The following is a 20,586-nucleotide window of genomic DNA, read 5'->3' as shown; positions in this document are numbered from 1 at the left end:
CCGACCTGGGGCAAACCGTTATGGGACGGGACCCGGCAGCCCTCCCCGCCCGGCCGGTCGCAGCCGCGTCCTTCCGCGGTCAGCCGGCCGCCTCCACCGGCTCCCCGGCCGGCCCGCTCTCGCCCGCCGGTACGACGGTGGCGCCGGCCCAGGTCAGGACCTGGAAGCCGGTGGACGGGGAGCCCTCCAGGATCACCGCGCCGGTGTTGGCCAGCGGGCGGGCGGCGGCGTAGGCCACGTCGATGTTGCCGGCGCGGGCGGCGGTCCACACGCGGATGGCGGCGCCGTGGCTGACCATGGCGACGGTTCCGGCGCCGCTCGCGGCGGCCTCGGCGATCACGGCGTCGTACCGGGCCAGGGCCTCCTCGCCGCTCTCCCCGCCGGGGACGCGCAGCCCGGTCTCACCGGCCGCCCAGGCGAAGACGGTGCGCAGGTAGCGCTCGCCCTCCGGGGTGTCGCCGCGCCGCATCTCCAGGTCACCGGCGGCGAGTTCACGGATGCCGTCCCGGACGATGACGTCGAGGCCGCGCGCGCGGGCCAGCGGGGCGGCGGTGAGCCGGGCGCGGAGGAAGGGGGAGGCGTAGAGGGCGCGGATGTCCTCGTGGGCGAGGGCTCCGGGCAGGGCGGCGGCCTGCCTGTGGCCGAGCGGGGTGAGGCCGGGGCCGGGCACGGCGGTGTCCAGCAGGCGGTGCACGTTGGACGGGGTCTGGCCGTGGCGTACGAGGATCAGGCGCATCGGGGTCCTCCCGCGTCGGTCGGTCCGTCGGCGTCTCCCCGGGCGCGGGGAGACGCCGCTTCAGGGTAACCGCGTCCGCGCGAGCACGGCCGCCGGCCGACCCGCCGCCCCCTCTCCCCCGCCTTCCCCCGCACCTCCACGCCCACACTTCCCTGACGCTCCGTCAGTCCACATGGCAAAACACGGGTCTCGCCATACGACACACGGGCGTACCGTTCACCGTGCTGCCGGACGAGGCCGAGTCGGCCTCCGTGCCGGTAGGCGTACGCCGACGAGGTGCGAAGGGGCACAGCCATGTCGAAAGCGCGGGAGACCGCCGTCTACACGCACGGTCACGACGAGTCGGTGCTGCGTTCGCACACCTGGCGGACCGCGGCCAACTCCGCGGCCTACCTCCTCGGATCGCTCAAGCCCCACATGAAGGTCCTGGACATCGGGTGCGGTCCGGGCACGATCACCGCCGACCTCGCGGAACTGGTCCCCGACGGCCATGTCACCGGCGTCGACCACGCGCCGGACATCCTGGCCCGGGCCCGGGCCACCGCCGCCGGGCGCGGCCTGACCAACGTCGACTTCGCGGTCGCGGACGTCCACGCGCTGGACTACCCGGACGACACGTTCTGCGTGGTCCACGCCCATCAGGTGCTCCAGCACGTCGGCGACCCCGTACAGGCACTGCGCGAGATGCGCCGGGTGACGAAACCGGGCGGCCTCGTCGCGGTGCGCGACGCGGACTACGGGGCGATGACCTGGTCTCCGGCGGTGCCGGGCCTGGACGACTGGCTGGACCTGTACGAGCGGGTCGCCCGCGCCAACGGTGGCGAGCCGGACGCGGGGCGCCGGCTGAAGGAGTGGGCCCTGGCCGCCGGCCTGACGGACGTCACCGCCACCTCGGGCACCTGGACGTTCGCCACCGCCGAGGAGCGGGACTGGTGGAGCGGGCTGTGGGCGGACCGTACCCTCGCCGCCGCCTACGCCGACCGGGCCGTGGCGGCGGGGCACGCCACGGCCGGGCACCTGCGCGCGGTGTCCGAGGCGTGGCGGGAATGGGGGCGGCGCGAGGACGGCCGGTTCACGGTCCCGCACGGGGAGATCCTGTGCCGCAAGGAGGTCTGACCGGGGCCCGGGGCGTCGGTCCGATCGCGGCAGTCCCGCAGTCCACGCCCACGGCCGCCTCCTCGGGCATGTCCACGGCCGCCTCCTCGTTCATCTCCACGGCTCCTCTCCCGTGAACGAGTAAGCGGCCCGGGGCCCGTCGAGTTCGATCCGGACCCCGAGCTCCTCGGCTCTCGCCCTCTCGATCATTTCCACGAACTCCTCGGAACGCGCCCGGGGCACCAGATAGGCGGCGTCGAGGACGTTCCGCTCCGCCGCCTCCGCCGGGACGGAGCTCTCCGGAGCAAACAGCCGAGAGTCCTCGGCGAGCCAGGCGAGCGCCTGGTGCAGGGTCCGTGCGAACGCCTCGGCCGCGTCGTCCGCGTCGCCGCCTTCCGCCCCCTGCCCCTGCCCGCGCCCGTGCTCGTGCCCGCGCCCGCGCCCGTCAGCCGCGTACAGCCGCACGCCCCACTCCACCCGCCCGTGCAGCCGGTGCAGAAGGCGCCGGAAGTCGTCCTCCCGGGCTTCGATCATGGCGCGCACCGCGCTGTCGTCCCGGAAGAGGGCCGCGGGCGGCAGCGGCACCGGAGTGGTGACCGTGCTGAGCGCGTCGACGACGCCCCGGTGGGCGCGGACCGTGTCGGCCAGCCAGTCCGCCAGCACCCCCGGGCTGTAGTCGGCCTCCGGAACGTCGCTGACGACCACGACCAGCCCGTGGTGGTGCAGCAGCGTCGGCGGGGCGCCCCCGATGCCCGCCAGCTGGACCTGCAGGGGCGCGTCCAGGGGGCGGCAGACGGCGTAGACGTACCGCGGACCGGTCACGACTGCCTCCTTCGGACCGCCACCGGAAGACGGCCGGTGTACGACCGTGTACGAACGACCCGGTCACGGCTCACTCGATCTCAGCCCCCTGGGCCAGCCGCCTCGCCGTGGTCGCGATGCTCACGGCGTCGATGCCGGCCGCGTGCAGCTGCTCGTCGGGCTCGGCCGAGCCGGGCATCGTACGCACCGCGAGCCGGACCAGGCGGGGCACCGGACGGCCGTCGGTGAAGGCCTCCAGGACGGCGTCGCCGAGTCCGCCCTCCTCGTGGTGGTCCTCGACGGTCACCAGGCACCCGGTCTCCGCGCCGGCCGCGCGCAGGGTGTCGACGTCGACGGGCTTGACCGAGTACAGGTCGATCACGCGGATCCGGATGCCCTCCTGGGCGAGCCGGTCGGCGGCGGCCAGCGCCTCGTGCACGGTCACGCCGGCCGCGACCACCGTCAGCCGGTCGTCGTCACCGGAGCGCAGCACCTTGCTGCCGCCGGCGTGGAACTCCTCGTCGGGGCCGTAGATCACCGGGCTCTTGCCGCGCGAGGTACGCAGGTAGCGGATGCCGTCGAGGTCCGCCATCGCGGCGACGAGCCGTGCCGTCTGGTTGGCGTCGCACGGGTACAGCACGGTCGAGCCGTACACGGTCCGGAACATCGCCAGGTCCTCCAGGCCCATCTGCGAGGGGCCGTCCTGCCCGATCGCGACACCCGCGTGCGAGCCCACCAGATTGAGCCCGGAGCCGCTGATGGAGGCCATGCGCACGAAGTCGAAGGCGCGGGTGAGGAAGGCCGCGAACGTGGAGGCGTACGGCAGCCAGCCGCGCGCCGCCATGCCGGTCGCCGAGGCCACCATCTGCTGTTCGGCGATGTAGCACTCGAAGAAGCGTTCGGGGTGTTCCTTGGCGAAGAACTCGGTGCGCGTGGAGTCGCCGACCTCCCCGTCCAGGGCCACGACGTCACCGCGGGCCGTGCCGAGTGCGGCGAGGGCCTTGCCGAAGGCGTCCCGGGTGGCGACCTCGTCACCCTCGGCGTAGCGCGGAAGTTGGAGGACCCCGGTCGAGTCCGGGCGCGGCACGGCCGAGGCGGGCGGCTCGCTCACGCTCACGCGGATGTCGCGTGGTCCGCCGAGTTCCGCGACGGCCTCCTCGGGGTCGGGCAGGGGTTTGCCGTGCATGCCCTCGCGGTCCTCGACGGCGGCGACGCCCCGGCCCTTGAGGGTGCGGGCGAGGATCGCGGTGGGCACTCCGGTGGTCGCCAGTGCCTCCTCGTAGGCCCGGTCGATCGCCTCGACGTCGTGGCCGTCGACCTCGATGGTGTGCCAGCCGAAGGCCTGGAAGCGGCGGGCGTAGGCGTCCAGGTCGTGGCCGTGCCGGGTGGGGCCGCGCTGGCCGAGCCGGTTGACGTCCACGATCGCGGTGAGGTTGTCCAGGTTCTCGTACGCGGCCGTCTCGGCGGCCTCCCACACCGACCCCTCGGCCATCTCGCTGTCGCCGCACAGCACCCACACCCGGGAGTCGGTGTGCTCCAGGCGTTTGCCGACGAGGGCGATGCCGACGCCGACGGGCAGGCCCTGGCCGAGCGATCCGGTCGCCGTCTCCACCCAGGGCAGCCTGCGCGGGGTCGGATGCCCCTCCAGACGGCTGCCGAGCCTGCGGAAGGTGAGCAGCTCCCCGTCGTCCAGGACGCCGGCCGCCTTGTAGGCGGCGTAGAGCAGGGGTGAGGCGTGGCCCTTGGAGAGGACGAAGCGGTCGTTGGCAGGGTGCTCGGGGCGCTCGAAGTCGTAGCGCAGATGGTGCGCGAGCAGGACGGCCATCAGGTCGGCGGCGGACATCGAGGAGGTCGGGTGCCCGGACCCCGCGGCGGCCGCGGCCCGCACGCTGTCCACCCGCAACTGCTGGCCCAGTTCGGCGAGTTCATCGGTGTTCATGAGTCTCCTTCTGCACGGTCTCCGCGCGGCGCGAGCGGGTCGGACGCTCCCCGGTGCGGCTCGTCCGAGACTTTCCGCGTAACCGGGCACGGGGCACCCAAACGCCGCGCACGTCACCCGGACGCCGGTCGCCCGCCTTCCGGCCGGGCGGGCGGGGCATCGCCGGGGGCGTGGGCCTCGACGGGCCCCTGCCGGGTTTCCCGCTCCGGGCGTCTCACCCGCGCCGGACGATCGAAGGCTCCCCTCACCTGCGGGGACCCGGCACGCACACAACGTGACGGCAGGGCGGTCGCGACAGTTCCACGACTGCGGCCTGTGCGCGCCCGGATGCCCCAACTAGGCTTCTGCGCATGGAGATTCTGGGCGCCACACTGCGCATCTGCGTCGACGACCTCGACACCGCGGTCCCGTTCTACGAGCGTCTGGCGGGCGGCACGGCGCTGCGCTTCGAGCGCGGTGGCGTGCGGGTCGCCGCGGTCGGCTCCTTCCTGCTGATGAGCGGGCCCGAGTCCGAGCTGGAGGTGCTGCGCAAGGTGGCGGCCACGATCGCGGTCAAGGACGTCGAGGAGGCCCACCGGCTGCTGACGGACCTCGGCGCCCACATCCTCGCGGGGCCGGTGCCGACCCCGGTGGGCCGGAACCTGCTGGCGATGCACCCGGACGGATCGATCTTCGAGTACGTCGACCAGTCCGGCTGACCGGCGGCCGGACTGGTCGGGAATCCGGGACACGGCGCCTCAGCCCGAGGCGTCGTGCACCGGATCAGCCGAGACTCCCCACCCCAGCCCGAGGCGCCCCGGATCACCCGAGACTCCCCACCCCAGCCCGAGGCCACCCCGGATCACCCCGAGGCGCCCCGGATCAGCCCGAGGCCGCCCCGGACCAAGCGGTCCGCGGCCCGCGCCGTCCTCCGCAGGTCACGGCAGGCCGCTCAGGGCATGTCGGGGTGCATCCGGAAGTCGTAGCGGGCGGGCAGGGGGTCGTCGGTGAGGCGGGCCCACAACCGGCCGATGACGTCCGCGCCCTCCCGCAGGTCGGCCACGTCGAAGCCCTCGTCGAAGACGGCCCGGGCGTCGGCGTGCCGCCCCTCGGCGAGCAGCAGCTCGGCCTCCAGCAGCCGGAAGCGGCCGCGCCGGCGCACGGCGGGCAGCAGCCGCTCCCACACGACGCGTGCGTCGGCCGTCCGCCGCACGCGCAGCAGCGCCCGGAGGGCCTCGCCGCCCAGGGCGGCGAGGGCGGCCGTCCAGGTCTCGCCGTCGTCGCGCCGCTCGCGGCACAGGTCGTCGAAGGCGTCCGTGTACCGGTCGGCGGCGCGCTCGTGGTGGCCGCTCTCCTCGTCGGCGACGGCCAGGCAGCGCAGCACCGGCCACAGGGACGGGGCGAGCGGCAGGGCCCGTTCCCAGCTGCGGACCGCCTGGGCGCGGTCGCCGGCGTGCCACTGGGCGACGCCGAGGTGGTACTCGGTGTGCGGGGTGGCGGGCGCGGTCTCCAGCATGTCCCGCCAGTGCGGGGCGACCAGGGTCTCGCCGGGCGGCCGTACCCGGCGCGGTTCCGGCAGCGAGCCGGTGCGCAGCAGCTCCCGCCAGGGCGCCTGTTCCTCGCCGAGGGTGGACTCGGGAAACGGCGTGCCGGGCAGCTTGCGGTCGGCACGCAGCACTTCGAGCGCGCCCCAGCCGGAACCGGTGGCGAGGCTCTCGCCGGGTTCGGTGTCGGCGTACGGCCTCCAGGCCGCGTACGCCTCCTCGACGCGGGCGCGGGGAAGCACCGCCTCCAGCCGCTCCTCCGTCTCCTGTACGGCGGCCGGCCACGTGCCGTCGCCTTCCTGTACGGCGGCCGGCCACGTGCCGTCGCCGGGGGCCGCGAGGGGGCCGTACGCCTCCAGCCAGGAGATCTCGCTCTCCGGTTCCATCCGGACGTGCTCCAGCTGGGTGCGGGCGAGCCCGGCCTGGATCTCGCAGTAGCCGCCGGTGCCGGGTTCGGTGAGCCAGTCCTGCCAGCGCCGCCCGCCCGGTCCGCTGCCCCACACGAACAGCTTGCGGCCGCGCAGCACGTCGGTGGACGTCTGCACCAGCCCGTTCCCGTCCGTGTCCAGCGCGGCGATCCAGCGGCGCCGGCCGTCGGCGATCTCGTAGAAGTAGTCGGCGGCGTAAGGGCTGTTGAGCGGGCGGGTGCGGTCGACGCCGTCGTACGACGGAACGGGCACCCGGCGCAGGCGGCGTTCGTAGCCGAACTGCCATGCTTCCTCGGCCGGGGTGAGGATGCGGCGGTCCTCGGGCACCGCGATGTTGGACCACCAGTAGGTGGGCACGGGGCGCTCGTGCGGGTTGCGGACGCGGACGCCGACGTAGAGGAAGTCGGAGCCGTCCGGGAGCCACAGGTCGACCTGGAAGGGGATGTCCCGCAGCCGCTCCCACTCCCACAGGCGCAGCAGTTCGCCGCCGCCGGGGGCGGGGACCCGGGCGGCGTGCACGGGTGCGCAGGAGAGGGTGGTGTGGCCGGTGGCGCCGATGTTCCATTCGATGCCGCCGGAGTACCAGGCGCCGTTGAGGGCGAAGTTGGCGGGCTGGAACACCGGGTTGCGGTAGAGAAGTTCGCGTCCGGTGGGAAGGTGGACCAGTGAGGCGATCCGGCCGCCGAGGCCGGGCAGCACGGTGGCGCGCAGCCGGTCGTTCTCGATCACCAGCGCGTCGAGGGAGCGGAGTTCGCGGTCTCTTCCGTATCCGTCACGCACGCCGACCGGGAGCAGGCTGCGCAGGGGGGCATGGCCGAGCTGCCGGGCCATGTCGTGGGGCATGCCCTCGCGATCCCGGTCGTCGATGCGGTGGACCTCGTCGAGGGGGCGCAGTGGGGGCAGCGGGTTGTCGGGGCCCAACCGCGCGGCGGGCAGGGTCAGTACCTCACGTCGGATCCTCGTCACGATGACCATGCAACCTCCCGGCCGGTGAGTCGGCCAGGGGAGCTGCCGGTCAGGATTACGCAAAGGCCGCCCGGTGGACGGGAGATTCCGTCCGGTGGACGGGGGAATGCCTGCGCTGGACGGGAGGCCGCCGTGTCCGACGGATCAGTCCGCGGCCCGCATCTCGGCGGTGAGCGCCCAGCGTTCGTGGTCGCGCCACGCACCGTCGATCCGGATCATGGCGGGCGAGAATCCCTCCAGGCGGAAACCGGCGCCGCGCGCGAGCGCGATGGACGCGGTGTTGCCGGGCTGCGCGTTGATCTCCAGCCGGTGCAGTCCCAGCGGCCCGAACGCGTACCCGATCACCAGGTCCAGCGCCTCGCGCATCAGTCCGCGCCCGGCCGCGTGCGCGAAGGCGCCGTAGCCGAGGGCGCCGCACTGGAAACCGCCCCGCACGATGTTGTTGATGTTGATGTAGCCGGCGAGGTCCCCGGAGTCCTTCTCGCACACCAGGAACCCGGCCCGGGCCGGGTCCTCGATCAGCGCGGCGGCGTAGGAGGCGTAGGCCTCGTCGCTGTCGGGCGGGAACAACCACGGCCGGTGCAGGTCCTTGCTCTCCCTGACCCGGGCCGTGAACTCGGCGCCGTCGTCGGCGGTGATGCGACGGATGCCCACGCGCGGGCCCTCGGCGAGATAGTGGGGTGTGGTCTGCGGCATCCGGTCAGCCTACGCGTCAACGGCTCTTGCGCTTCATGAACCAGACCCCGCACACCGCCCCGATGGCCCCGGTCCCGAGCAGCGCCGTCCACAGCGGCATCGTGACCTCGGAGCCGAGCAGCCGGATGCGTGTGGCTCCGGTGTTCTCGGAGACGAAGACCAGCACGAAGGCCGCCAGGGCCAGCACGGAGGTACGGGCGGTCTTCATCAGTCCGCCCTTGGCGCCCTCGGCGGCGGCGCTGTCCGGGGTCTTCGGACTCATACGACCAGGGTGGCCCGGACGGCGGGGGGCCGCACGCCGGGCGGCCCTTTCCGGGTGACCGGGCCACGCGGCGGGGGGCGTCCCCCGGGAGGGCGGACCGGGTGCCGGGCGCGGGGGCCGCTGGGAGAGCGGACCGGACACCAGGCGCGGGGCCACTACGAGGGCAGGCTTTGCGCCGGGCGCGGCGATCACCGGGAGGGCAGGCAGGCCGTGCACCAGGCGCGGGGGCCGCCGGGAGAGCAGGCCGTGCGCCGGGACCTGCCCTCCCGGCTGAGCACGTCAGGGCCCCGGCCACCGCGCCTCGGGACACCGGCCGCCGCGCCTCGGAAACCGTGCGCCCGGAAGGCGCCGCGCAGGTGGTCGAACCCTGTACCGGGCGCCCCCGACGTACGCGGACGCCCCCGACGTACGCGGGCGCCCCCGACGTACGCGGACGCCCGCACACCACCCCGGCCGCCGGATGGCGGCCTCACCTCAGCGCGGGTTCCTCCAAGGTCAACGTGCCCGCCTCCGCGTCGAGTTCGGCCGCGACACCGAAGGGGACCGTCAACGCCCCCGCGCAGTGGCCGAACCCGAACTCCTCGACGACGGGGACGCCGAGGGGCGCGAGGCGGTCGGCGAGCAGGGGCCGGAGCCGTTCGTAGGGGGCGCACTTCTCCCAGGAGCCGAGCAGGATGCCGCGCACCCCTTCGAACCAGCCCGCGCGCAGGAGTTGGGTGAGGTACCGGTCCAGTCGGTACGCCTCCTCCCCCACGTCCTCCAGACAGAGCAGACCGCCGGCCGCCGAGGGGCGGGCGTGCGGGGTGCCGCGGTCGGCGGCGAGCAGGCACAGGCAGCCGCCGAGGGTGACGCCCCGGGCCCGGCCCGGGACGAGGGCCGGGCCGCCGGAGCCGAGGGTGCGCACGGTCTCCGGGGCGAAGAGGGTGGCCCTGAGGTGGTCCTGGGCGCGCTGGTTCTTGACGAAGTCGATCCCGGCGGCCATCGGTCCGTGCAGGGTGACCAGCCCCAGACGGGTGGCGATGGCCTCGTGCAGGGCGGTGGTGTCGCTGAAGCCGACGAACACCTTCGGTCCGGCGGCGCGCAGCGCGTCCCAGTCGAGAAGGTCGGTCATCCGCTGGACGCCGTACCCGCCCCGGGCGCACAGGACGGCGTCCACCGTCGGGTCGCACCACGCGCTCTGGAAGTCGGCGGCGCGGTCCGCGTCGGTGCCCGCGAGATAGTCGAACTCGCCGTGCCGGTCCAGGACATGGGGTGCGACGACCGGGTCGAGGTCCCAGCCGCGCAGCACGTCGAGCCCGGCCTCCAGGCGTTCCTCGGGCACGGGCCCGCTGGGGGCCACCACGGCGACCCGGGCTCCGGCGGCCAGCCGGTGCGGCCGTACCAGCTCTTTCACCTGTGCGTCCTCGGCGTACTTCACGTGTGCAGCTCCAGCGTCGGGACTCCGGGCACGTCCAGCCCGAACACCTGAGCGTAAAGGGACAGTTCGGCCTCCAGCGCGCGCACCAGCGTGCCGGCCCGGCGGAAGCCGTGCCCCTCTCCCTCGAAGGTGAGGTAGGCGTGCGGCACGCCGCGACCCGCGATGCCGGCCAGGAGGCGTTCGCACTGGGCGGGCGGGCAGATGACGTCGTCCAGGCCCTGGAGCAGCAGGAAGGGGCGGGTGAGGCGGTCGGCGTGGCTGGTGGGCGAGCGCTCGGCGTACCGGGCGGGCACCTCGGCGAGCGGGCCGACCAGCGACTCCAGGTAACGGGACTCGAAGTCGTGGGTCTCGCCCGAGGCCCAGGCGGTCAGGTCGAGGACGGGGTAGATGACGGTGCCGCAGGCGTAGACGTCGGTGGTGGTCAGGGAGACGGCGGTGGTCCAGCCGCCGGCGCTGCCGCCCCGGATCGCCAGCCGGTTCCGGTCGGCGGTGCCCTCCTCGGCGAGGGCGAGGGCGACGGCCGCGCAGTCCTCGACGTCGACCACGCCCCACTGCTCGCGCAGCCGCTCGCGGTAGGCGCGGCCGTATCCGGTGGAGCCGCCGTAGTCGACCTCGACGACGCCGATGCCCCGCGAGGTGAAGTAGGCGATCTCCAGGTCCAGCACGAGTGGGACCCGGCCGGTGGGGCCGCCGTGCGCCCAGACGACGTACGGCGGCAGCTCGCCGTCGGGGGCGGTGCGGCGGGGGTGGTGCGGCGGGTAGACGTGGGCGTGCACCTCGCGGCCGGCGGGACCGGTGAAGGTGCGGATGTACGGCTCCGGATAGTAGGCCGGGTCGACGGGATCGTGGTGCCGGGAGCCGATCGCGCGGGCCCGGCCGCTGCGGGTGTCGAGTTCGACGACTTCGTGCGCGGTGCGGGGGCCGGCGCCGACGGAGACGACCCGGGAGCCGTGCACGGCGACCGTGCCGGTGAACTCGGTCCACGGTCCGGCGACGTCGACGACCTCGCCGGACTCCGGATCCAGGATGCCGAGCACGGCCGGCCCACGGCCGTGCACGACCGCGACCAGCCCGTTGTCCAGGGGCGCGAACCAGCGGGTGCCGAGCTTCCACAGCGGCCCGGCGAACTCCTCCTCGCGCGGGCAGAGCGGGGTGTCGTCCCGGTAGAGGTTCCACCAGCCGCCGCGGTCGCTCGCGTACAGCAGCCGGCCGTCCGCGGACCACTCGACCTGTGCCACGGACTCCCCGGGGCCGCCGGCGACCGGGTGGACGTCGTGCAGGACGCCGTCGTCCCCCACATCGCCGACCAGCAGCTCGGTGCCCTCCCAGGGCATCCTCGGGTGGTCCCAGGCGAGCCACGCCGCGCGTCGGCCGTCCGGCGCGATCCGGGGGGCGGTGACGAACCGGTGCCGGTCGTCGGTGAGTTCGCGTACGGCCGTACGGTCCCGCGCCGCGGAGCCGTCCAGCGGTACGGCGGCCAGGACACGCCGCACGTCGCCCGGGCCGTCGCCGGTGAACTCCTCCAGCACGCACCACACTTCGTCCCGGTCGGCGAGGATCTGGGGTTCGGCCCAGCGCAGTCCGCCGCCCACCGGGGAGACGGGGGTCAGCGGGCGCGGTTCGCCGCCGGGCTCGTACCGGTAGAGCCGCTGGTCGGCGAAGTGGGTGAACAGCACCAGGGGCTCGCCGTCGCGGGGTACCGCGGCCCAGGGGCTGCCGCCGTACTCGATGACACGGTTGCGCACGTTCCACGGCGCCGGCAGCACCGGCTGCTCGGCGCCCTCGGCCGTGCGCCGCACCAGGGCCCGGCGGCCGCCCTCGGCGGGCCGGGGTTCGGTCCACCAGACCTCGTCGCCGACGAACCCCACCCATTCGGGCTGCCCGTCGTGCGCGGCGGCCAGCGCCGCGTCGATGGGCGACGGCCAGGAACCGTACGCCGACCTGAGCATCTCGTCCCCCGTCCCCTCGGACACCTCGTCCGCGCTCCTCTTCAGCACGCCGTCCGCGCTCCCCTTCAGCACGTCGTCCCCGCTCCCCTTCAGCACCGTCTCGCCTTTCAGTTCCGCCCTCAGGATCCCGTCCGCCGCCGCCTACGCCGTCCGCAGGAACCGGTCGAGGACACGGACACCGAAGTGCAGCGCCTCGACGGGAACGCGTTCGTCGACGCCGTGGAAGAGCGCCTGGTAGTCGAAGCCCTCGGGAAGCTTCAGCGGTGCGAAGCCGTAGCCGGTGATGCCGAGCCGGGAAAACTGCTTGGCGTCGGTGCCGCCGGACATGCAGTACGGCACCACGTGCCCCTCGGGCGCGAACTCCTCGACGGCGGCCCGCATTCCGGTGAAGAGCGGCGCGTCGACCGGGGCCTGCAGGGCGACCTCCCGGTGGTGGAACTCCCAGTCCACGTACGGCCCGGTGAGCCGGTCGAGGGTGGTGACGAACTCGTCCTCGCCGCCGGGCAGACAGCGGCCGTCGACGAAGGCCACGGCCTCGCCGGGGATGACGTTGACCTTGTAACCGGCGTTCAGCATGGTCGGGTTGGCGCTGTTGCGGACGGTCGCCTCGACCAGCTTGGCGGCCGGGCCGAGCTTCTCCAGCAGTAGGTCGACATCGCCGAAGTCCGGCTCCAGGCCGTAGAGGGCGGCGAGTTCGGTGAGGGCGGCCCGCACGGTCGGGGTGATCCGCAGCGGCCACTCGTACTCGCCGATGCGGGTGATCGCGGCGGCGAGACGGGTGACCGCGTTCTCCTCGTTGACCTTGGAGCCGTGTCCGGCCCGGCCGCGCGCGGTGAGCTTGATCCAGCAAGTGCCCCGCTCGCCCGCCGCGATGGGGTAGATCTCGCGCCCGGCGCCGTCGTGGAAGGTGAAGGCACCGGACTCGCCGATGGCCTCGGTGCAGCCCTCGAAGAGTTCCGGGTGGGTGTCGGCGAGGAACCCGGAACCGTCCTCGGCGCTGGCCTCCTCGTCGGCGGTGAAGGCGACGACGATGTCACGGCGGGGCCGCACGCCCTGCCGGGCCCAGCCGCGGACGACCGCGAGGATCATCGCGTCCATGTTCTTCATGTCGACGGCACCGCGCCCCCACACGACACCGTCGCGGATCTCCCCGGAGAACGGGTGCACGCTCCAGTCGGCGGCCTCCGCGGGCACCACGTCGAGGTGGCCGTGGACCAGCAGGGCGTCGGCGGACGGGTCGGTGCCCTGGACGCGGGCGACGAAGTTGGTGCGGCCCGGGGTGCGCTCCAGCAGCAGGGGCTCCAGGCCCGCACCGGCCAGCCGCTCCGCCGCGTACTCGGCGGCGGGCCGCTCGCGGCAGTCGCCGCCGCCCCGGTTGGTGGTGTCGATCCTGATCAGGCCCGAGGTGAACTCGACGACCTCGTCCAGGGCCTGCTGGTCAGCCATACTGCTCCTCCACGGCGGCCGAGACGATCGTGGTGACCGCCTTGAACGTACGGATCCCCTCGTACATGGTGTCGCTGGTGTACGCCACCTTCCGCTCCCCGATGCGGCTGACGCCCGGGACGACGGTGGCCGCCATCGCCAGGTGCTCGGCGTCGAACTCCAGGGCGATGGTGAACGGGCCTGCCTCCACGGGCTGCCGGCGGACCGCGAGTGACGCGCCCTGCTTGGCGGCGGCGTGGATGTCGGCGGCGGTACGGGCCGGGGTGCGGCACACCGCCGCGTACCGCGACACATGGTCCTTGACCGCGACCTTCGGCGCCTCGGGCGCGTAGCCGAGGGCGTCCTCGCAGGCCACGTCGTCGCCGGTGACGAGCACGACGGGTACGCCGTACTCGGCGACGACGTGGGCGTTGAGCAGCCCCTCGCTCGCGCGGACGTCGTTCAGCCACACCCCGGTGATCTGGTTGGCGAGGTAGGTGTGGGCGAGGACGCCCTCCATGCCGGCGCCGGCGTGGTAGCCGACGAAGGCGATGCCGTCCACGTCGCCGTGCTGGACGCCCTCGACCATGGACAGGGTCTTGTGCCGGCCGGTGATCATCTCGACTCGCTCGTCGAGCTGTTCGAGCAGCAGGTTGCGCATGCTCCAGTGGGCCTCGTTGACGAGGACCTCGTCGGCTCCGCCGTCGAGGAAACCCAGCGCGGCCGCGTTCACGTCCGAGGTGAACATCGACCGGCAGCGCTCCCACTGCGGCGTCCCCGGCAGCACGTCGGCCGGCCAGGTGACGCCGGTGGCACCCTCCATGTCCGCACTGATGAGGATCTTCATGCCGCGCAGGTTACGCGTTGCGCGGCACGGCGGCTACGACCCCGGCGCGCACCGGCGCCGGAGTCGGGAGCCGGAGCCGGGGCCCGGCGCAGGCCCTGGTGGCGGCACCGGGGCCTGCGTCAAGGCCGCCTACGAGCCCGCGAGCACGAACCAGCGGGCGGGCAGGTCGATACGGGTGCCGTCCGCGTGGTCCTCGGTCTGCGGCAGTACCGTCTCGCCGGTGGCGAGGATCTTCAGGCCGGCGTCGGCGAGCAGGCGGGGGATCTCGTCGTCGGCGGCGTCGGCGGGCTTGAGGCCGTGGTGGAAGACCCGGCGCAGCTTGGGTCCGGGGCCGTCCGGGCCGTCGGCGGCACGCTTGAGGACGTCCCGGGAGCCGGAGGTGAGCTCGACGACGAAGGCACGCCCCTCGCTGCCGATGATCGCGGCGACGGCGGCGGCCACGAGCGGGCGGGCCGCCGGTTCGCTCTGGTGGATGACGGCACGCATGTACACGTTGCTGTCGCCGAGCCGGGTGTGCAGGGCGCGTACGGCGCCGGTGTCGGTGAGGTCGAGCTGCTGGAACTCGACGGCGTCGCCGTCGTCGTCCGCGGCGCGGCGGGCGTGCTCGATGGCGGCGTGGGTGAGGTCGACGCCGACGGCACGGGCGAAGCGGGTGGCGAGGTAACGGGTCTGGGTGCCGTTGCCGCAGCCGAGGTCGACGATGGTGCGGGTGGTGTCGGCATGGGGCAGGAGCAGTTCACTGTGCGGCTCCGCACTCAGGGAGGGGTCGGCGTCCCAGATGGCCTCACCTCGCACGTCGGAGGTTTCGCTCCAGTAACTCTCCCAGGAATTACGGTAGTTGTCCGATACGTTCATCGCGATCTCCCCACGGTCGGTTGCGTGATCGGGATATCGCGACCGGCCCGTCCTCGGCAAGAGGCGGGCACCACCTTCACCGCATGGAGGGGTGGAGTGTCACCGCGGGAGACCCTCGACGGGGGCCACGGCGGCCCCCGTTCGGCCTTCACCGCCCGGCGATGGCCTGTTCGAACCAGACCGTCTTGCGGTGCCCGGTGGCGTTGGCGCCCCACTCGCGGGCCAGTCGGCTGACGACGCGCATGCCGCGCCCCGACTCGTCGCGGGCGTCGGCACTCACCATGGCGGGCAGGGCGGGTTCGCCGTCGGTGACCTCGAACAGCAGCGCGTCGGTGCGGACCAGACGCAGTCCCACGCGTCCGCCTCCGCCGTGCCGGACGGCGTTGGTGACGACCTCGCTGACCAGCAGCCGCGCGGTATCGACGGTCTGCCGGGGCAGGTCCCACGCGGACAGCAGGTCGCCCACCAGGTCGCGGGCGTGGCCCACTTCGCGCGGGTCGGCGTCGAAGTGCCACTCGGCGACGTGGTCGTCGGGGATGCCGTTGAGGCGGGCCATGAGCAGGGCGACGTCGTCCTTGCGGCCGCCGTGGGTGTTGAGGGCGCGGATGATGGTGTCGCAGGCGGCGTCCATCGAGGCGGCGGGATGCGCGGCGGACTCGCAGAGCGCGGCGAGCCCCTCGCCGATGTCGGTGCCGCGCACCTCGACCAGACCGTCGGTGCACAGCACCAGCCGGTCGCCTGGCGCGACGCGGACGGAGGTGGCCTCGAAGGGGACGCCGCCCACGCCGATGGGCGCCCCCGTGGGCAGGTCGAGCAGCTCACTGCTGCCGTCCTCGGCGCGCACCAGCACGGGCGGAATGTGTCCCGCGTTGGCGAGGTGCACTTCGCCGCGGATCGGGTCGTAGACGGCGTACAGGCAGGTGGCGAGGTAGTTCTCGCCGAGCCGGCGGGCCAGGTCGTCGAGGTTGCGCAGCAGTTGGGCGGGCGGGGTCTCCATGGTGGCCATGGTCTGCACGGCGGTCCGCAACTGGCCCATCATGGCCGCCGAGTTGAGGCCGTGGCCCATGACGTCACCGACGACGAGAGCGGTACGGGAGCCGGGCAGTTTGATGGTGTCGAACCAGTCGCCGCCGATCCGCCCGAGCCGGGTGCCGGGCAGGTAGCGGGTGGCCACGTCGCAGCCCGCCATGCGCGGGGCGACCTGCGGCAGCATGCTGTCCTGGAGGGTGTCGGCGACGTTCTCCTGGTACGTGTACATGCGGGCGTTGTCGAGGACGAGACCGGCGCGGGCGGCGAGTTCGGCGCCGGTGGTGCGGTCCATGTCGTCGAAGGCGGGGCGGTCCGGGCGGCGCATCAGCACCATGAAGCCGAGGACGACGTTGCGCGCCTTGAGCGGGACGATCAGCAGGGAGCGGTCGCCGATGAGGGGTCTGAGGTCGCGCTTCTCGAACTCGCCGGAGATGCGGTTGGACAGCTCCTCGGTGACGCGCGGGATGAGGACCGGTTCGCCGGTGACCATGCACCGGTAGAACGGGGTGTGTTCGGGGAAGGCGAAGCTCTCGCCGACGGGGGTGGTGTCGTCCCAGCGGCCGGGTTCGTCGTTGTGCTCGACCCAGACGCGGTGCATGACGGTGGTGGCGTCGGGCGGTCCGTCCGGGAAGCCCTCTCCGGCCAGGACCGCGGCACGCAGATGGGTACCGGCGAAGTCGGCGAAGCGGGGCACCGCGGCGCTGGTGACCTCACGGATGGTCTCACCGAGGTCGAGGGAGGTGCCGATGCCGGAGCTGACCTCGTTGAGGAACTCCAGCCGCTCGCGGACGGCCGCGTACTCCAAGTCCAGTTCGGCGCCGGCGGGGACGACGGGGGCGGAGCGCTGCTGCGGTACGACGACTTCGGCGCGGACGCGTCCGGCGCGCCGGGGCACGCCCCAGTACGGGGTGACGGGAACCCGGTCGAACTGGCTGAACTCCAGCACGGGATAGCCGAGTTCGAGGATCTGGGAGACGATGCGGCCGCTGAGGTCCGGGCCCATGTTGGGCAGGATCTCGGGCAGCCGCCGCTCCAGCTGCTCGGAGGCGGGCAGTTCGGTGTGGCGGGCGAACCCGGGCGAGATGCGTTCGGCGGTCTCGTCGTCGTGGCCGCGCTCGTCGCGCAGCCGGGTGGCGTCGGCGGCGAGCACCAGCAGCCGGGACGGCCCCGGGCCGACCAGCGGATAGGCCCACCACAGGACGTCGACCCGCTCGCCGCCGGACGCCCCGGCGCCCGCTCGCCCGCCCGGGTGCGCGGGAGCGCCGCCCGGACGCGCCGGAGCCTCGCGCCCGGGTGCCTCCGCCGCGGTCCCGTCGTACGGGGTCGCGGCGTGCGGGGCCACGCGGGCGCGGCCCGCGGTCGGGTAGGCGGTACGGCCGCCGAGGGAGGCCACCAGCTCGGGCCCGAGTTCGCCGTACGCCCCGTAGGGGCCGTACGGGTCGCGCAGGGCATCGCTGTCAGGGTCGTCGGTGAGCGGGCCGGAGACGGGCAGCAGGTCCACGGCGGGCTGCCCGACGGCGTCCTCGCGGTCGGCGCCGAAGAGCCGGCGGGCGCCGCTGCTCCAGTGGGAGACCAGGCCGTCGCGGTCGACGACGACCACGGCCAGGGGAATCCGGCCCGCCGCGGCCTCACCGGCGCCGCGGCCGGGAGGTGTGTCCCGCTCGCTGCCACGGTCCATGGCCCAGGCCCTCTCTCCCCCACGGCTGTTCGCAAACGATCTGTGTCGCCGGCCACTACCGTACGGCGGCGGCCGGTCGCGATGTGTGGCAATCCTGGAATTGACCGCACCCGATCGCGCCGGCCCCCGGCCGACGACCCGTCAGTCCTCGTGGCCCAGCTGCAGGTCACGCTCGGTGCGGCCGCCGCCCGCCACCTGGAGCACGGTGGCGACCGGCGGGTAACCCGCGGCGATGACGGTGTACTCGCCGGAGGAGAGATCCACGAACCGGAACGTTCCGTCGGATCCGGTGGTGAGGGTGTCGACGACGTTCCCGGCGGCGTCGAGGAGGGTCACCCGCGCGTCCTCGACGGGGCGGCCGCCGCCTGCCCGGACGGTGCCCTTCAGGACCGCGCCGCCCGCGAGTTCGACGTCCTGACGGGTCTCCCGGGCGGCCTGGACGCTGACCGGGAGGGCCGCGGGGCGGAAGGCGGGGGCGCTGCCGGCGAGGGTGTACTCGCCGGCGACGAGTTCGGTGATGACGTAACCGCCCTCGCGGCCGCTGCGGGTGGTGGCGACCACCTCGCCGTGCACGTTGGTGAGGGTGACGGTGGCCTCCCGCACGGGGGTGCCGTCGGCGGTGAGCACGCTGCCGGCGAGGCGTCCCGCGCCGCCGAGGACGACGTCGAGTTCGACGGGCCGCTCGCCGACGGTGACGGAGACGGCCTGCGGCTGGTGGCCGCCCGCGGCCGCGATCAGGACGTACGACCCGGAGCCGGGTGTGGCGAGGGCGTAGCGGCCGTCCTCGCCGCTCGCGCCCCTGCCGATCTGCTGTCCGGCGACGTCGATGAGGGTGAGCGCCGCGCGGGGCACCACGGTTCCGTCGGGGTGCTGGACGGTGCCGCAGACGGGGATTCCGGCGGTGTGGGGCGAGCGGGGCGAGGTGGGTGTCCCCCCGCCCGGGGACTGGAGGCGGGCCTGCGGGATGGAAGTGTTCACGGTGGCGGGCTCCGTCTCGGTGGCGTGGTGGGACACCAGCGGTTTCTCCTTGAGGAAGAAGGCGATGAGCAGGCCGAGGACGAGCACCGGGACGAGGTAGAGGAAGATCCGGGGCATCGCGTCGGCGTAGGCGCGGATGTAGGCGTCGCGCAGGGCCGGGGGCAGCGCGTGGACGAGCTGCGGGGTGATCGATTCGGCGTCCGGCAGCCGGGCTCCCGCGCGCGGGGGCAGTTCCTCGCGCAGGGCGTCGGCGAGCCGGCCGGCGAAGAGGGTGCCGAAGACGGCGGCGCCGACGCTGCCGCCGATCTGCCGGAAGTAGTTGTTGGCGCTGGTGGCGGTGCCGAGGTCGGCGGGGCGCACGGAGTTCTGCACGGCCAGCACCAGAACGGGCATGACCAGGCCGATGCCGGCGCCGAGGACGGCCATCCAGATGCTGTAGTTCAGGCGGGAGGTGTCGGCGTCGAGCCGGGACAGCAGCCACATGCCGAGGGCGGAGAGGGCGCCGCCGGCCAGGGGGAAGACCTTGTAGCGGCCGGTGTGGCTGATGAGCTGTCCGCCGATGACGGAGGCGCCGACGATGCCGGCCATCATCGGCAGCATCAGCAGCCCGGACCCGGTGGCGCTGGCGCCGTCGACCATCTGCAGGAAGGTGGGCAGATAGCTGGCGGCGCCGAACAGGGCGACGCCGATCACCAGGCCCACCAGGGCGGAGACGTTGAAGACGGAGTCCCTGAACAGCCTCAGCGGGATGAGGGGTTCGGAGGCGAAGTGCTCGGCGACGACGAAGAGGACGGCGGCGGCCAGGGCGCCGGCGCCGAGTCCGAGGATCTGCCGGGAGCCCCAGGCGTACTCGGTCCCGCCCCAACTGGTCAGCAGCACCAGGCAGGTCGAGGCCGCGGCGAGCAGCAGCGCGCCGAGGATGTCGAGGCGGGCGCGCACCCGCGGCCTGGGCAGTTTCAGGACCACGCTGACGACGGCGAGGGTGATCAGCCCGAAGGGGACGTTGATGTAGAAGCACCAGCGCCAGGAGAGGTGGTCGGTGAAGTAGCCGCCGAGCAGGGGGCCGGCGACGGAGGCGAGTCCGAAGGCGGCGCCGATCAGGCCCATGTAGCGGCCGCGCTCCCGGGGCGGCACGATGTCGGCGATGATCGCCTGGACGCCGATCATGAGGCCGCCCGCGCCGACGCCCTGGACGGCGCGGAAGGCGATCATCTGGTCCATGCTCTGGGCCCGGCCGGCGAGCGCGGAGCCGACGACGAAGACCAGGATCGCGAACTGGAAGACGCCCTTGCGTCCGAAGAGGTCGCCCACCTTGCCGTAAAGGGGCAGGCCGATGGTGGAGGTGAGCAGGTAGGCGGTGATCGCCCAGGACATCCTGTCCAGGCCGTGCAGTTCGCCGACGATCTTCGGCAGCGCGGTGGCGACGATCATCTGGTCGAGCGCGGCGAGGAGCAGCGCGAGCATGAGCCCGAGGAAGACCAGGCGCACCCGGCGCGGGCCAAGTCCGGTGTCTCCAGGGACTGGTGGGCCCGTCGAGGTCTTCGCCGGGACCGGCTCCGGACCCGGTGCCGGGTCCGGTTCCGCGACCGGATCGTGCTGCACCAGAGTCGTCCCGCCCACGTACCGCTCCCCTCGTCGCACTTGTCGCGCGATTCCCGCGCCAGGGGGTGCCTCTTCGGTCTTCGTGGATCAGGCCGCGGCGTCCGGTGCGGTGCCTCGCCGTGCGGCCGGATCGTCCTCGTACTGGGCGTACGTGGGCGATTCGGCCGTGCGGCGAGGTGCCGTGCCGGGCGTCGCGGACCCACGAAGATCGGGGAGACACCCCCTAGGCGACAACTGCGAACAAGTACGGCGAGTTACGGCACGATCCCGGTCGACAGGGAGTTCCACCCGAACCGGTGAGGGGTGCAACACCCCTTCACCGGCCGGTGCTTGGGGTGACTTCAGGGGATACCCCGCAAA

General features: G+C 73.7%; 15 protein-coding genes. 2 read left to right on the top strand and 13 right to left on the bottom strand.

Annotated features, from left to right (window positions below; translation table 11 throughout):
- Positions 1–79 precede the first annotated feature (79 nt).
- Entirely contained in the window at positions 80–736 is a 657-nt protein-coding gene (locus OIB37_RS29820; RefSeq protein ID WP_330460707.1) for a histidine phosphatase family protein, read from the bottom strand.
- A gap of 294 nt (positions 737–1,030) precedes the next feature.
- Here OIB37_RS29820 and OIB37_RS29815 point away from each other — a divergent pair, with 294 nt between their 5' ends.
- Positions 1,031–1,852, top strand: coding sequence for a class I SAM-dependent methyltransferase (locus OIB37_RS29815; protein ID WP_330460706.1), 822 nt, complete (start codon positions 1,031–1,033; stop codon positions 1,850–1,852).
- Positions 1,853–1,942: 90 nt separating this feature from the next.
- Here the strand turns inward: OIB37_RS29815 and OIB37_RS29810 are convergent, their stop codons facing one another.
- Together OIB37_RS29810 and OIB37_RS29805 are read right to left on the bottom strand one after the other, a co-directional pair.
- The gene (locus OIB37_RS29810) at positions 1,943–2,653 is read right to left on the bottom strand and encodes a GvpL/GvpF family gas vesicle protein (protein WP_330460705.1); all 711 of its coding nucleotides are present in this window, start codon (positions 2,651–2,653) and stop codon (positions 1,943–1,945) included.
- Between the two features lie 70 nt (positions 2,654–2,723).
- Positions 2,724–4,571 carry a transketolase gene (locus OIB37_RS29805; protein ID WP_330460704.1) on the bottom strand — a complete coding sequence of 616 codons (1,848 nt, stop codon included), beginning with the start codon at positions 4,569–4,571 and terminating at the stop codon, positions 2,724–2,726.
- Between the two features lie 350 nt (positions 4,572–4,921).
- Between OIB37_RS29805 and OIB37_RS29800 the strand changes: the two genes are divergently transcribed.
- Positions 4,922–5,269, top strand: coding sequence for a VOC family protein (locus OIB37_RS29800; RefSeq protein WP_330460703.1), 348 nt, complete (start codon positions 4,922–4,924; stop codon positions 5,267–5,269).
- 233 nt (positions 5,270–5,502) lie between these two features.
- On the opposite strand, the gene OIB37_RS29795 is transcribed toward OIB37_RS29800, so the two are convergent.
- The 10 genes from OIB37_RS29795 to OIB37_RS29750 form a co-directional block, all read right to left on the bottom strand.
- Positions 5,503–7,497: a DUF5107 domain-containing protein gene (locus OIB37_RS29795; RefSeq protein WP_330460702.1), complete on the bottom strand. Its 1,995-nt coding sequence runs from the start codon at positions 7,495–7,497 to the stop codon at positions 5,503–5,505.
- Positions 7,498–7,632: 135 nt separating this feature from the next.
- A complete protein-coding gene (locus tag OIB37_RS29790) occupies positions 7,633–8,184 on the bottom strand; it encodes a GNAT family N-acetyltransferase (RefSeq protein ID WP_330460701.1) in 552 nt (183 codons plus the stop codon).
- A 16-nt stretch (positions 8,185–8,200) separates the two neighbouring features.
- Complete coding sequence (locus tag OIB37_RS29785; protein ID WP_443058222.1) at positions 8,201–8,446, bottom strand: DUF1049 domain-containing protein; 246 nt, start codon at positions 8,444–8,446, stop codon at positions 8,201–8,203.
- A gap of 469 nt (positions 8,447–8,915) precedes the next feature.
- Complete coding sequence (locus tag OIB37_RS29780; RefSeq protein WP_330462016.1) at positions 8,916–9,839, bottom strand: S66 peptidase family protein; 924 nt, start codon at positions 9,837–9,839, stop codon at positions 8,916–8,918.
- Positions 9,840–9,859: 20 nt separating this feature from the next.
- Positions 9,860–11,812, bottom strand: coding sequence for a S9 family peptidase (locus tag OIB37_RS29775; protein WP_330462015.1), 1,953 nt, complete (start codon positions 11,810–11,812; stop codon positions 9,860–9,862).
- Positions 11,813–11,953: 141 nt separating this feature from the next.
- The gene (locus OIB37_RS29770; protein WP_330460700.1) at positions 11,954–13,258 is read right to left on the bottom strand and encodes a M20/M25/M40 family metallo-hydrolase; all 1,305 of its coding nucleotides are present in this window, start codon (positions 13,256–13,258) and stop codon (positions 11,954–11,956) included.
- Entirely contained in the window at positions 13,251–14,084 is an 834-nt protein-coding gene (locus OIB37_RS29765) for a M55 family metallopeptidase (protein WP_330460699.1), read from the bottom strand. Before OIB37_RS29765 ends, OIB37_RS29770 begins: the two co-directional genes overlap by 8 nt.
- 129 nt (positions 14,085–14,213) lie before the next feature.
- Positions 14,214–14,939, bottom strand: a complete 726-nt coding sequence (locus tag OIB37_RS29760; protein WP_330460698.1) for a class I SAM-dependent methyltransferase — start codon at positions 14,937–14,939, stop codon at positions 14,214–14,216.
- Between the two features lie 148 nt (positions 14,940–15,087).
- Positions 15,088–17,646 carry a SpoIIE family protein phosphatase gene (locus OIB37_RS29755; RefSeq protein WP_330460697.1) on the bottom strand — a complete coding sequence of 853 codons (2,559 nt, stop codon included), beginning with the start codon at positions 17,644–17,646 and terminating at the stop codon, positions 15,088–15,090.
- A 141-nt stretch (positions 17,647–17,787) separates the two neighbouring features.
- On the bottom strand, positions 17,788–20,244 hold the full coding sequence (locus tag OIB37_RS29750) for an MFS transporter (RefSeq protein WP_330460696.1): 2,457 nt from the start codon (positions 20,242–20,244) through the stop codon (positions 17,788–17,790).
- Positions 20,245–20,586 lie beyond the last annotated feature (342 nt).

Origin of the sequence: Streptomyces sp. NBC_00820 (assembly GCF_036347055.1) — a bacterium.
GTDB lineage: Bacteria > Actinomycetota > Actinomycetes > Streptomycetales > Streptomycetaceae > Streptomyces.
This window is presented reverse-complemented; position numbering and strand designations above follow the sequence as displayed.